The sequence below is a fragment of the Patulibacter sp. genome (assembly GCF_030655195.1).
Lineage (GTDB): Bacteria > Actinomycetota > Thermoleophilia > Solirubrobacterales > Solirubrobacteraceae > Patulibacter.
On sequence record NZ_JAURWA010000090.1, the window covers coordinates 61,693 to 72,929 of the forward strand.

Here is an 11,237-nt window from a genome sequence, read left to right on the forward strand (position 1 = left end):
TCGAGCCTAGCGCGGCGGACGGGTCCGGCGGGGGTCGCGGAGGCGCGCTACGCGGAGCGCGCCAGCGCCGCGTGGTACAGCCGCAGCGTGCGGGCGGTGTGCTCCGGCACCCCGAGGTGCCCGACCGCGGCGCGGCAGCGGCCGGGGGTGGCGGGGTCCTCCGCCAGCTCCAGCGCGCCCGTCAGGGCGGCGGCCAGGGACGCCGCCGTGGCGTCGGGGGCGATCCGGCCGACGTCGTCGCCGGTGAGCACCTCCGCGGGTCCCTCCCCCGCGAACGCGACGCCCGGCGTGCCGCAGGCCAGGCTCTCGGCGACGACGAGCCCGAACGCCTCGTTCTCCGACGGCAGGGCCGTCACCCAGGCGCGGCGGTAGGCGTCGGTGAGGGCGCCGCGGTCGTCGAGGTCGACCAGCCCGACCCCTGCGACCGCGGTCAGGTCCGCGGCCAGGCCGGCGTCGGTCGGGCGGTTGACGAGGAGCCGCACGCCCGGCCGGTCGCGGCGGACGATCCGCACGGCGTCGAGCAGCAGCCCGATGCGCTTGGCGCCGCTCGCGGGGTCCGACGCGAAGAGGATCGTCGGGGCCTCGTGGCGCTCCGTCGCAGCGTCGGGGGCGAACGCCTCCAGGTCCACGGGCGGGGGGACGATCTCTGAGCGCACGGCGAAGGTCCGCCACAGGCGGTCCTGGGCGAAGCGACTCAGGGTCGTCACCGCGTCGGCGGCGCGCGCGGCGTCGACGAGGCCCTCGAGGCGACCGCGCACCGCGACTCCCCAGACCCGGTCGGGCGGGCCCATCACGCTGACCACGACGGGGACCCGCGGGCGACGTCCCCGGCCCGGCGGGCGGACGACGCCGAGGGCCCGGTGGCCGACCGCCGCGCGGACGGCGAGGGTCGCGTCGGTCGGGTAGAAGGCGTGCAGGACGTCGCCGGGGTCGGCGGACAGCAGCGGCAGCGCGAGCGGGTGGTGCGCGGCGTGGTCGTCGGCGACCGTGCGCCACAGGTGCCGCGACGCCACGCGCGGCAGGCGCGTCACGCCCAGGCCGTCCTCGACGTCGTAGCGCGGCGTGCGGCCGTCGTACGAGGTCACCAGGCGCGGTGCGTGGCCGGCCGCGACGAGGCCGTCGGCCAGCGAGCGGACCGCCCGCTCGCTGCCACGGCGGACCTCGGGCCAGAAGACCGGGTTCAGCAGCGTCGGCCGGAGGACCTCGCGGCCGGTCGTGGGCGCGCGGTCGCTCACAGCAGCGGCGTCCTCTCGCGCACCGACGCGGCCACGAACGCCGCGACCTGCGCCCCGTCGATCAGCGCGTCCCCCGGGAGCTCGGCGGCTGCGCGGGCCGCGCCCCGGGGCGTGCGGCCGTAGCGGGTCAGGTGCCAGGCCAGCCACGGGGCGGTCAGCCCGAGCGGGAGCAGCTCGCAGCGAAGGACCGCGCGGCCCACGCCCGCCACGCCGAGCAGCCACCACGCGTGGGCGGGCGAGAAGAAGAGCCCGGCGGCGAAGTGGGCGCGCAGCCCGGGGTGCCGGCGGACCAGCCGGGGCGCGTCGACGAAGCGCGCGGCGACCCGCAGCGCACCGCGCAGGCCCGGGGTCTCGACGGCGTGGTCGACCACCGCTCCGGGCACGGCCGTCCAGGGCGCGCCGGCGTCGCGCAGCCGCCAGGCCAGGTCGGTGTCCTCTCCCGCCCGCTCGAACGTCTCGTCCAGACCGCCGACGTGCTGCAGCGCGGCGCGCGGCACCGCGGCGGAGCAGAGCTCGGCCCACGGCGTCGGCGGGACGAAGGTCTGCAGGCGCGGCCGGGGGGCGCGCAGCGCCACGCGCTCCTGGTCGGGGTCGATCGCCGCGCCGCCCTGCAGGTAGGCGGTCGGGTCGGCGCGGTGGGCGCGCAGGAACGCGGCCGCCCAGTCCGGGCGCGGGCGGCAGTCGTCGTCGGTGAACGCGACGAGCGGGGCGCGGGCGGCGCGCCAGCCGGCGTTGCGCTTGCCCGCGGCGAACGGCGCGGGGTCGGCGACGATCCGCGCGACGCCGGAGACCACGAGCGGGTGCTCCGCGGCGGCCTGCAGCGGCTCGGCGACCGGCCCGGCGGTGTGGACCACGAGCACCTCGAGCGTCGCGTCCCCGGGCAGGACCTGCAGCGCGAGCGCGTCGAGGGCCCAGAGCAGGCCGACCCGGCGCCCGGCGGTGGCCAGCACGACCGAGACGTCGGGCCGCCCGGGGGCCGCGTCGGCGTCGGCCGGGCGGCTCACCGGCGGCCGTCGCGCCAGCGGGAGGTGCGGTGCCCCAGCGCCTCGCGGGCCCGTCGGGCCCGCTCGTGCCGCCGGGCGGCGCGACCGCTCCGCCCGGTGCCGGCATCGGCCTCCGGGACGGGCACCCCGGCCCGCTGCGCGCAGGAGTGCAGCAGCCCGCCGAGCCAGCCGTCGAACTCGTCCGCGTCGACGAGGACCCGCTCGCGGACGGGCAGGTCGCCCTCCCACCAGAACGCGATGGTGCGCTCGCTCTCGGGCACCCGCTCGTGCGTGCCGGTCGGCAGGTGCCGCCCGGGCGCGGAGAGCAGGTGGGGCTTGTGGGTCAGGACGAGCCCGTCCCCGTTCCGCTCGCCGATCCAGCGGTGGTGCGACCAGCCGACCCACGGGCCCTGGACGCCGAAGGTCAGCTCCTCGATCGCCGCCGGCAGCTCGACGTAGCCCGAGCGCGCGACGCGGCGCAGCTCGGAGCAGACGAAGACCGGGTCGCGGACGTCCTCCAGCGTGTGGGAGCAGATCGCGACGTCGAACTGCCCGTCCTCGAAGGGCCACGGCTCGGGGCCGCAGACGTCCGCCTGCCGCCAGGTCTCGGCGGTGAACCGCTCGCGGTCGGGGTCCGCGGCACCGTAGAGGCCGCGGGTCTCGTGCGGCAGGAGGTCGACGACCCAGTCCGCGCGCCACAGGGGTGCCGCCCAGCCGCCGACGTCGAGGACGACGAGGTCCTCGGGCAGCGCGGCGATCCGCTCGGCGGCGTCGGCCCTCACGCGCCGCGCTTGGCCGTGAAGAGGACGTTGACGCCCTTCATCTCGGGGTTCGTCGGAGGGCGCATGATCGCGTGGCGCCGGACGTCGACGAAGCCGGCGGTGAGGAACCAGGCGCGCAGGGCGGCGAGGTTCGGCACCCACCAGTTGAAGGCGGTCTCGACCGTCTCGAACGTCGCCATCGCGCGGCGCGGGGCCCGCAACGTGGCGGCGAGCGAGAACGCCTCGAAGGCGATCAGACGACCGCCCGGGCGCAGGCAGCCGTGGAGGCGCTCCAGCGCGCCGACGGGGTCGCGCAGGTGCAGCAGGATCGCGCCGACGAAGACCAGGTCGTACTCGCCGGGGACCTCCTCGGGCGCGAAGCGCTGGACGTCGACCTCGAGCCGCTCGACGGACGACCCGCGGATCTCGTGGGCGAGCCGGAAGCCGCGCCCGAGCTCCATGTCGCGCTCGGACATCTCCTTGAGCAGCCGCTCGCGGTGGATCGGCGGGAAGTTCGTGGCCTCGAACGCCGGGAGGTCCAGCGCGGTGACCTGCGCGCCGCGCTCCTCCATCGCGAAGGACCAGTGGCCGTCGAACGTGCCGACCTCGAGCGCGCGGACGCCGGTGAGGTCGCGCGGCAGGATCTTCGGCGTGACCGGACGGTGGTCGACGAAGCCGGGCGTGACGACGCCCGGCGCGAGCTCGATGGCGTGGTACCAGACAGGGTTGTCGGCGATCGCGGCACGGGCGGCGGCGATGCGGTCCTCGACGGGGGACGGCTGGGGGATGCGGTCGGCCACAGCGCCGCAGTGTACGGCGAGGTCGGGGCGCCCGCGGGTGTGCCGAGCCCCGCCGCCCGCCGTCGCGGCCGCGGCGCGCGACCCGCGGGGCGGGGACCGGGCGGGCGGGTCCTGCGTCAGTATCCGCCGCCATGGAGGCCCCCGCCACCGACGTGCTGCGCGACGTCCGCCAGTTCGCGTACGAGAACCCCCGGCCCGACGTGCAGTCGATGGTCCCCCGCTCCGCGCGGCGGATCCTCGACCTGGGCTGCTCCTCGGGTGCGCTGGGCGCGGCGCTCAAGGCGACGGCCCCGCGCGAGATCGTCGGCCTGGAGCTCGACCCGGTCTACGCCGAGCGGGCCCGCACCCGTCTGGATCGCGTCGAGGTCGCCGACCTCGAGGCGCTGCTGGCCTCTCCGGCGTCCGCCCGGGAGCTCGTCGGCGACGGCTACGACTGCGTGATCGCCGCGGACGTGCTCGAGCACCTGCGCGAGCCGTGGACCGCGCTGGCGACCGCGGTCGCCCTGCTGCGGCCGGGCGGATCGGTCGTGGTCTCGCTCCCGAACGTCCGCTACTGGGAGACGTTCTGGACCCTGGCCCGTCACGGCACCTGGCCGCGACGCGAGGCCGGCCTCTTCGACGCGACCCACCTGCGCTGGTTCACCCTCGGCGACGCGATGAACCTCCTGGCGGACGCGGGGGCGCCGATCGGACCGGTGGACCGCGACGTCCTGCGCGTGATGAAGGTCCACCCGTGGAAGCCGTCGCGCCTGGACCGCCACCTGCCCCGGCTCGCACCTCGGGGCGTCCGCGCGTTCCTGACCTACCAGCACGTGCTGGTGGGGACCACGCCGGGCTGAGGCGCCGACGCGGACGGCGCCCCGGCGGTCCGGTCTCAGGTCATCCGCTCGCCCGGGCGGACGAGCTCCATCCGCGGGACGCAGCACGCCGGCGAGACCCGCAGCAGGAACCGCACCGCCTCGGCGATGTCCTCCGGGGTCATCATCGCCGTCGGGTCCGGGGCGCCGCCCGCGGGGTCGCGGCTGGGCGTGTCGACGAAGCCGGGGCAGAGCGCGGAGGACTTGATCCCCTCGGCGGAGAGCTCCCGGTGCATCGACTCCGTCCAGTTGATGAGCCCCGCCTTCGTCGCCGCGTAGACCGACAGCCACGGCTCGCCGTAGACCCCCGTGACCGAGGCGACGTTCACCACCAGCGCATTGCGATGCTCGCGCGCGCCGGCGCGCAGCAGCCCGATCGCCTCGCGGTAGAGCAGGATCGGCGTGCGCAGGTTGACGGCGAGCTGCAGGTCCAGGTCGGCCTGCGTCGTCTCGGCCACGGCGGCGCCGCGACCGACGCCGGCGTTGTTGACGAGCACGTCGAGCCGGCCCCAGCGCTCGCGGTGCGCGGCGACGACGTGCGCCGCGGCACCGTCGTCCTGCAGCTCGGCCGGGACGGCGTGCACCGCGAAGCCGCCCGCGCGCAGCTCGGCGGCGACGGCGTCCAGCCGGTCGGCGCGGCGGGCGGTCAGCGTGAGGTCGTGCCCCTCCTCCGCCAGCGCGCGGGCGACGGCCCGACCGATCCCGCTGGTGGCCCCAGTCACGATCGCGGCGCGCTGCGTCATCGGCCCTCCCCTACCCGGCCCGGCGTCCGCGGCGCAGGCGCTCGCGGACCAGGCGCCGGGCCTCCCAGCCCAGCTCCTTCGCCAGCAGCCGCGGCGGGTACCGCAGGGGTCCGAGCCGGACCATGCCGGTCGCGTCGTCCCACCAGCGCTGGCGCTCGGCCAGGTGCGGCATCGCGCCCAGGCCGAGCGCGTCGAGCGACCCGCCGCGGATCCCCACGCCGAAGACCTCGCGCGGGATGCCCTGGTCGCCGATGCCGATCACCCACGCGTCGTCGAACGGCTCGAGCAGCTGCCGGAACCCCTCGGGCGTGAAGCGGAAGTAGTCGTTGGGGTAGCCGTGGATGCCGAAGAGCATCACCGAGCTGATCAGGCAGAGGCCGCCGTCGGGGCGCAGCGCGCGGTGCATCTCGCGCACCGCCGTCACGGGGTCGGCGCAGTGCTCGAGCGTGTCGAGGCAGATCGCGGTCCCGATCTCTCCGTCGGCGAAGGTCAGGCCGCGGAGGTCCTCCACGCGGTCCACGCCCGGCCCCTCGCGGAAGTCGGTGCCGGTGAACGGCCGGCCGGGGAAGAAGCGGCGCAGGTCGATGTCCTGCTCGGCCTCGACCTGCAGCGAGCCGAACTCGACCACCGGGTCCGGGGCCGGGACCAAGGCCAGGACGTCGGTGAGGAACTCGCGGGTGATCGGCTGGGCCACGGCCGGGCAGTCTACGGGCGCCACCCCCGTCGCCCGGCCGCGCGGTCGCACTAGACTGCCGCGGCGTCCCGCCGTCCGTCCGCCGCGTTCCCCGCGGGGACCCGGACGGTCTCCTCCGAAGCGCCGCCCCGGTTGACCGAGCCCGCCGCAGATCCCCCGAACGAGCCGCCGGCCGACGCCGCGCCGGGGTCTGCTGCGCCCGAGGCGCCGCGCGCTCGTCCGGAGGCCCACGTGCCGGCGCAGGTCCAGGTCGCCGCGTCGGGCGTCCTGCGCACGCCGGACGACGTGCCGGGCATCGACCCGCTCGCCGGAGACCTGCCGGGCGGCGGCGCGACGACCGCCTCGGCCGGGGCCGCCGAGCGACGCGGCATCGCCCTGGGCTCCCGCACCCTGCGCGAGCACGCCACGCGCGGGGTCCTCATCAGCGGCATCTGGATGGCCGCGATGGGCCTCGTCCAGACGGCGCGCAACTTCGTCCTCCCGGGCGTCGTCGGTCCCGAGGAGTACGGGATCTGGGGCGCCCTGCTGGCCTTCGGCGCGCTCCTGGCCGCCTTCCGCACCACCGGCACCAACGAGGTCTTCGTCGGACAGGACGAGGAGGACCAGGAGCTCGCGTTCCAGCGCGTCTTCGCGATCGAGGTCTCCGTCAACGGCGCGCTGACGGTCCTGACGATCGCCTCCGCCCCCCTGCTGGCGCTGATGTACGGCGACGACCGGCTGCTGCTGCTCGGGATGGCCAGCGCGCTGGCGTGGCCCGCGCAGACCCTGCAGGCCCCGCTCTGGGTGCTGGCGCGGCGGATGGACTTCGGCCGGCTGCGCGTGATCCAGGCGATCGACCCGGTGCTGGGCACCGTCGTGGCGGTCGGCCTGGCGATCGCCGGGTTCGGGGCGTGGTCGATCGTCCTCGGGATCCTGGCCGGGGCATGGGCGACGGCGATCGTGGCCGTCGTCCTCTGCCCGTTCCGGCTGCGCCCGAAGTTCGACCGGGTCGCGCTGCGCCGCTACGGCCGGATCTCCGTGTCGTTGTGGATCGCCGCCGTCTCCGGAGCCGTGGTCGGCCTCGGGCTGATGGTCCTGGCGCAGCGGTCCATCGACGGCCGAGCCGTCGCCGCCGTGACGCTCGCCTCGAACATCACGTTCTTCGCCGCCCGGCTGGACCAGGCGGTCTCGACCGTGCTCTACCCCGCGATCGCCGCGGCGCAGGACCGCCCCGACGTGCTGCGGGAGACGTTCGGCAAGGCCAACCGCGTGGGCCTCGCGTGGGCGGTCCCCGTCGCGGCGGGCATCGTGATCTTCGCGCCGCAGCTGATCCCCGCCGTCTACGGCGACGAGTGGCGCTCGGCCGTGGGCGTGGTCCAGTGGTTCGCGGTCGCCGTCGCCGTCGCGCACCTCGGTACGAACTGGTGGCAGTACGAGCTCGTGGCCGGCGACTCCCGTCCCCTGGCGGTCAACGGCATCGGCGCGCTGCTCCTCTTCGTCGTCCTGCAGGTCCCACCGATCCTGATCTGGGGCCTCGACGGGCTGGCGGTCAGCATGCTCGCCCAGGCCCTCGGGCAGCTCGCGATCCGCACGGTCTACGTGCGCCGGCGGTTCGGGTCGTGGTCGCCGCTGCGGCTGACGGTCCGCTCCCTGATCCCCGTCCTGCCGGCCACCGCGGTCGGGGTGCTCCTGACGACGCTGTCGGTGCCGCTCGGGATCGAGCTGGTCGTCTTCGTGGTCCTGCTGGGGGCGGCGACGCTCCTGTTCGAACGAGCGCTGGTGCGGGAGATCGGCGGCTATCTACGAGGCGCCGTGCGATAGGCCCCGGGAAGGTCCGGTGACGTGCAGCGCCGCGCCCGCGCCGGGCCCTGCGCGGCCCATAGGATGGGCCGTCATGAGCGTGCCTCCCGAGATCTTCAAGGCCTACGACGTCCGCGGCATCGCCGGCGAGCAGATCGACGCCACCGTCGCCCACCGCATCGGCCGCGCGTTCGCCCGGGTCATCTCGGACCTCTCCGGCAAGGCCGTCACGGACATCACGGTCGCGGTCGGACGCGACATGCGCCTCTCCGCGCCGGAGCTCCTGCGCGCCTACCGCGACGGCATCGTGCTCGAGGGCGCGAGCGTCGTGGACCTCGGGCAGGTCGGCTCCGAGATGCTCTACTGGACCGTCGGCACGCGCGGTCTGGACGGCGGCCTGATGTGCACGGCCTCGCACAACCCGAAGGCGTACACGGGCGCCAAGCTCGTCGAGAAGGGTGCGCTGGCGCTGTCGGGCGAGCGCGGCATCGGCGAGATCCGCGACCTCTGCCTCGGCACCGAGCTCGACGCCGAGCCGGAGGGCGTCGCCCCCGGGCAGGTCGTCGAGGAGGACGTCTACGACGCGTTCCAGCAGGCCGCGCTCGAGTTCATCGACCCCGCGAAGATCAAGCCGCTGAAGGTCGTGGTCGACGGGGGCAACGGCATGGCCGGCCCGATGATCGGCCCCGTCCTGAAGCACCTGGACCTCGACCTCGTCGAGACCTACTGGACGCCGGACGGCAACTTCCCCGACCACGAGCCCAACCCGCTGCTGCCGGAGAACCGGCAGTTCATCATCGACAAGGTGCTGGAGTCCGGCGCGGACCTCGGCATCGCGTGGGACGGCGACGCCGACCGCTGCTTCTTCATCGACGACCTCGGCCGCTTCGTCGACGGCGACTTCCTCACCGCGCTCCTGGCCGAGTCGCTGCTCGAGAAGCAGCCCGGCGCGACGATCCTCTACGACTGCCGCGCCTCCCGCGTGGTCGCCGACATCGTCGAGGCGGCGGGCGGCACGGCGCTGATCAACCGCGTCGGCCACGCCTTCTTCAAGACCCGCATGCCGCAGGAGGGCGCGATCTTCGGCGGCGAGGTCTCGGGCCACTACTACTTCAAGGAGTTCTCCAACGCGGACTCCGGCTCGATCCCCGCGCTGCTGATCCTCGAGCTCCTCTCGGTCCGCGGCCAGAAGCTCTCCGAGCTGGTCGGGCGCTTCCACGAGAAGTACTTCATCTCCGGCGAGATCAACTCGACCGTCGAGGACGCCGACGCCAAGATGGCCGAGATCGAGGAGACCCACCGCGCCGCCGGCGCCACGATCACGCACGTCGACGGCGTCTCCGTCGACTACGAGGACTGGCACTTCAACGTGCGCAAGTCCAACACCGAGCCGCTGCTGCGCCTCTGCCTGGAGTCCCTCGTCTCCCCGGAGGATATGGAGCGCAGGCGCGACGAGGTCCTGGGCGTCATCCGCGCCTGAGCGGCGTCGTGCCGGTCCGCATCCCGGTCGCCGCGGCGGCCGTCCCGCGGACCGGGGCGGCACGTCCGTGAGCGCGCCGTTCCTCGTCGTCGTCGTCTCGTACCGGACCCCGGAGCTCCTGGACCGCTGCCTGACCTCGCTGGGTCCCGAGCTCGACGCCGGCCGGGCGAGCGTCGTCGTCGTCGACAACGCCCCGGGTGACGGGTCCGCGGAGCTCGTCCGCGGACGTCATCCCGCGGTCGGGCTCGTCGAGCCGGGGACGAACCTCGGCTTCGGGGCGGCCGTCGACCTCGGCGCGCGGGGATCGGACGCGGCGTGGATCTGCCCCGCCAACGCCGACGTCGCGGTCCGGCCCGGTGCGCTGGAGGCCCTCCTGCGGGCGGGCGAGGCCGACCCCGACGCGGGGATCCTCGCCCCGCGGCTTGTCGCCCCGGACGGCACGACGCAGCACAGCGTCCACCCGTTCCCCGGACTGCGGTTCACGGCGGCGTTCAACGCCGGGCTGACGCAGCGCAGCGACGCCGCCCGCAGGCGTCACGTGCTCGAGGGCAGCTGGGACCCGGACGCCGGCCGCCGGGTGCCGTGGGCGCACGGGGCGTTCCTGGCGATCCGCCGTGGGACGTGGGACGCGATCGGCGGCTTCGACCCCGCGATGTGGATGTACGCGGAGGACCTCGACGTCTGCTGGCGCGCCGCCCGCGCGGGTGCCGCCACCCGGTACGTGCCCGAGGCGCACGTCGACCACGAGATCGCGGCGGCGACCACCGGGGCCTTCGGCGACGACCGCGCCCGCCGCTTCATGGCGGCCACCTACGCCTGGCAGGCGTCGCGTCGCTCCCCGGCGGTGGCCGCGGCCACCGCGGCGCTGAACGTCGCGGGCGCGGCCGGCCGGGCCGTCCTCGGCGCCCCACCCGGTCGGGCCGCCCACCGGGCTTGGACGCGGGACCACCTGCTGGGCGCCCGCGACGGCCTGTCGCGGCGGGGCCGCTGAGGTCGGGATCGTCCGGGGACGAACGGCTCCCCGGGACACCGCACCCAGTCCCGTCACGGCCGTGCGGACGGGGTAGCCTGTCGTCGGTGGCCGCCCCTGCACAGACGACGTCGGACGTCCCGGAGCCCTCGGCGACCGCCGATCCCGCCGCGCTCGCGGCGTTCGTCTCCCGGCGCGCCGGACGCGTCCTGGCCTACCTCCGCACCGTCACCGCCCCGGCCGACGCCCTCGGGGCGACGGGCGAGGCGTTCGCGTCCTACCGGCTGGCCCGGGCGGCCGACCCCGACGCCGAGGCCCCCGCGACGACGCTGCTGCGCGCGACCCGTCGTGCCGCCGCGGTGCACGCCGAGAACCCGCACCGGCCCGACGGTCGCGAGCGGAGCGCGACCCGCACGGGTGCCTGCACCGCGATGCCGCGGCTGCTCGTCGCCTGGACCGAGGCGCGCCTGCCGGAGCCGGACGTGGCCCGGCTCGTCGAGCACCTGCAGGGCTGCCCCGACTGCCGGGCCCTCCGCGACGCCTTCGACCGCGCGGAGCTCGGCTACCGCGCCGGCGACAGCACCGACCCCGACGGCAGCGAGGTCGGCGTCATCACCACCGCGATGGCGCAGGCCGGCGGCGGCCCGGCCGAGCAGGCGGCGCCCGCACCGTCGGCGGCCGCGTCGCGGGAGAGCACGACGAAGAGGGACGCGTCGCGGCCGGACCCCGCGGAGGACCCGCGGGCTCCCACGGGTCCGCGCCGGCCCGTCGCCGACACCCCCGCGGAAGCGGCCCCGAAGAGGCGCAGGATCGACGGACGAGGGTCCGCCACGCGGGCGACCGGCGTCCCGGCACGGGGCGCCCGGACGAGCGGCGAGCCCCCGACGGCGCTGCCGGACGCGCGGACCGGCGACGCCGCGACGCCCGCCCGCCGG

General features: G+C 76.1%; 11 protein-coding genes. 5 read left to right on the plus strand and 6 right to left on the minus strand.

The genetic code is table 11. The features are described 5' to 3' along the window. Window positions 1–47: 47 nt before the first annotated feature. The 4 genes from Q7T67_RS09395 to Q7T67_RS09410 are packed head-to-tail and all read right to left on the minus strand — an operon-like array spanning window position 48 to window position 3,779. Complete coding sequence (locus Q7T67_RS09395; protein WP_304788381.1) at window positions 48–1,235, minus strand: glycosyltransferase family 4 protein; 1,188 nt, start codon at window positions 1,233–1,235, stop codon at window positions 48–50. Next, window positions 1,232–2,239 (minus strand): glycosyltransferase family 2 protein, encoded by a 1,008-nt coding sequence (locus Q7T67_RS09400; protein WP_304788383.1) that lies wholly within the window; start codon window positions 2,237–2,239, stop codon window positions 1,232–1,234. Before Q7T67_RS09400 ends, Q7T67_RS09395 begins: the two co-directional genes overlap by 4 nt. Then, window positions 2,236–3,000 carry a bifunctional 2-polyprenyl-6-hydroxyphenol methylase/3-demethylubiquinol 3-O-methyltransferase UbiG gene (locus Q7T67_RS09405; protein ID WP_304788385.1) on the minus strand — a complete coding sequence of 255 codons (765 nt, stop codon included), beginning with the start codon at window positions 2,998–3,000 and terminating at the stop codon, window positions 2,236–2,238. The genes Q7T67_RS09400 and Q7T67_RS09405 overlap by 4 nt, the downstream gene beginning before the upstream one ends. Then, complete coding sequence (locus Q7T67_RS09410; protein WP_304788387.1) at window positions 2,997–3,779, minus strand: class I SAM-dependent methyltransferase; 783 nt, start codon at window positions 3,777–3,779, stop codon at window positions 2,997–2,999. The genes Q7T67_RS09405 and Q7T67_RS09410 overlap by 4 nt, the downstream gene beginning before the upstream one ends. Window positions 3,780–3,910: 131 nt before the next feature. On the opposite strand from Q7T67_RS09410, the gene Q7T67_RS09415 reads away from it, so the two are divergent. Next, window positions 3,911–4,618: a bifunctional 2-polyprenyl-6-hydroxyphenol methylase/3-demethylubiquinol 3-O-methyltransferase UbiG gene (locus Q7T67_RS09415; RefSeq protein ID WP_304788389.1), complete on the plus strand. Its 708-nt coding sequence runs from the start codon at window positions 3,911–3,913 to the stop codon at window positions 4,616–4,618. Window positions 4,619–4,653: 35 nt separating this feature from the next. Here Q7T67_RS09415 and Q7T67_RS09420 read toward each other — a convergent pair whose 3' ends face one another. Both Q7T67_RS09420 and Q7T67_RS09425 read right to left on the minus strand, forming a co-directional pair. After that, window positions 4,654–5,379 (minus strand): SDR family oxidoreductase, encoded by a 726-nt coding sequence (locus tag Q7T67_RS09420; RefSeq protein ID WP_304788391.1) that lies wholly within the window; start codon window positions 5,377–5,379, stop codon window positions 4,654–4,656. Between the two features lie 10 nt (window positions 5,380–5,389). Continuing rightward, window positions 5,390–6,073 carry a methyltransferase domain-containing protein gene (locus Q7T67_RS09425; protein WP_304788393.1) on the minus strand — a complete coding sequence of 228 codons (684 nt, stop codon included), beginning with the start codon at window positions 6,071–6,073 and terminating at the stop codon, window positions 5,390–5,392. 231 nt (window positions 6,074–6,304) lie between these two features. Between Q7T67_RS09425 and Q7T67_RS09430 the strand changes: the two genes are divergently transcribed. The 4 genes from Q7T67_RS09430 to Q7T67_RS09445 all read left to right on the plus strand — a co-directional run. Beyond that, window positions 6,305–7,873: an oligosaccharide flippase family protein gene (locus Q7T67_RS09430; RefSeq protein ID WP_304788395.1), complete on the plus strand. Its 1,569-nt coding sequence runs from the start codon at window positions 6,305–6,307 to the stop codon at window positions 7,871–7,873. Window positions 7,874–7,946: 73 nt separating this feature from the next. Further along, a complete protein-coding gene (locus Q7T67_RS09435) occupies window positions 7,947–9,332 on the plus strand; it encodes a phosphomannomutase/phosphoglucomutase (protein ID WP_304788397.1) in 1,386 nt (461 codons plus the stop codon). A gap of 67 nt (window positions 9,333–9,399) precedes the next feature. Then, the gene (locus Q7T67_RS09440) at window positions 9,400–10,323 is read left to right on the plus strand and encodes a glycosyltransferase family 2 protein (protein WP_304788399.1); all 924 of its coding nucleotides are present in this window, start codon (window positions 9,400–9,402) and stop codon (window positions 10,321–10,323) included. An 86-nt stretch (window positions 10,324–10,409) separates the two neighbouring features. Further along, window positions 10,410–11,237: zf-HC2 domain-containing protein (locus tag Q7T67_RS09445; protein ID WP_304788401.1), on the plus strand; the 828-nt coding region annotated here is incomplete at its 3' end.

Excerpts from the sequence above, each read along its gene's own strand:
- Q7T67_RS09420 (WP_304788391.1), bottom strand. The coding sequence starts at position 5,379 with ATGACGCAGCGCGCCGCGATCGTGACTGGGGCCACCAGCGGGATCGGT.
- Q7T67_RS09415 (WP_304788389.1), top strand. The coding sequence starts at position 3,911 with ATGGAGGCCCCCGCCACCGACGTGCTGCGCGACGTCCGCCAGTTCGCG.
- Q7T67_RS09435 (WP_304788397.1), top strand. The coding sequence starts at position 7,947 with ATGAGCGTGCCTCCCGAGATCTTCAAGGCCTACGACGTCCGCGGCATC.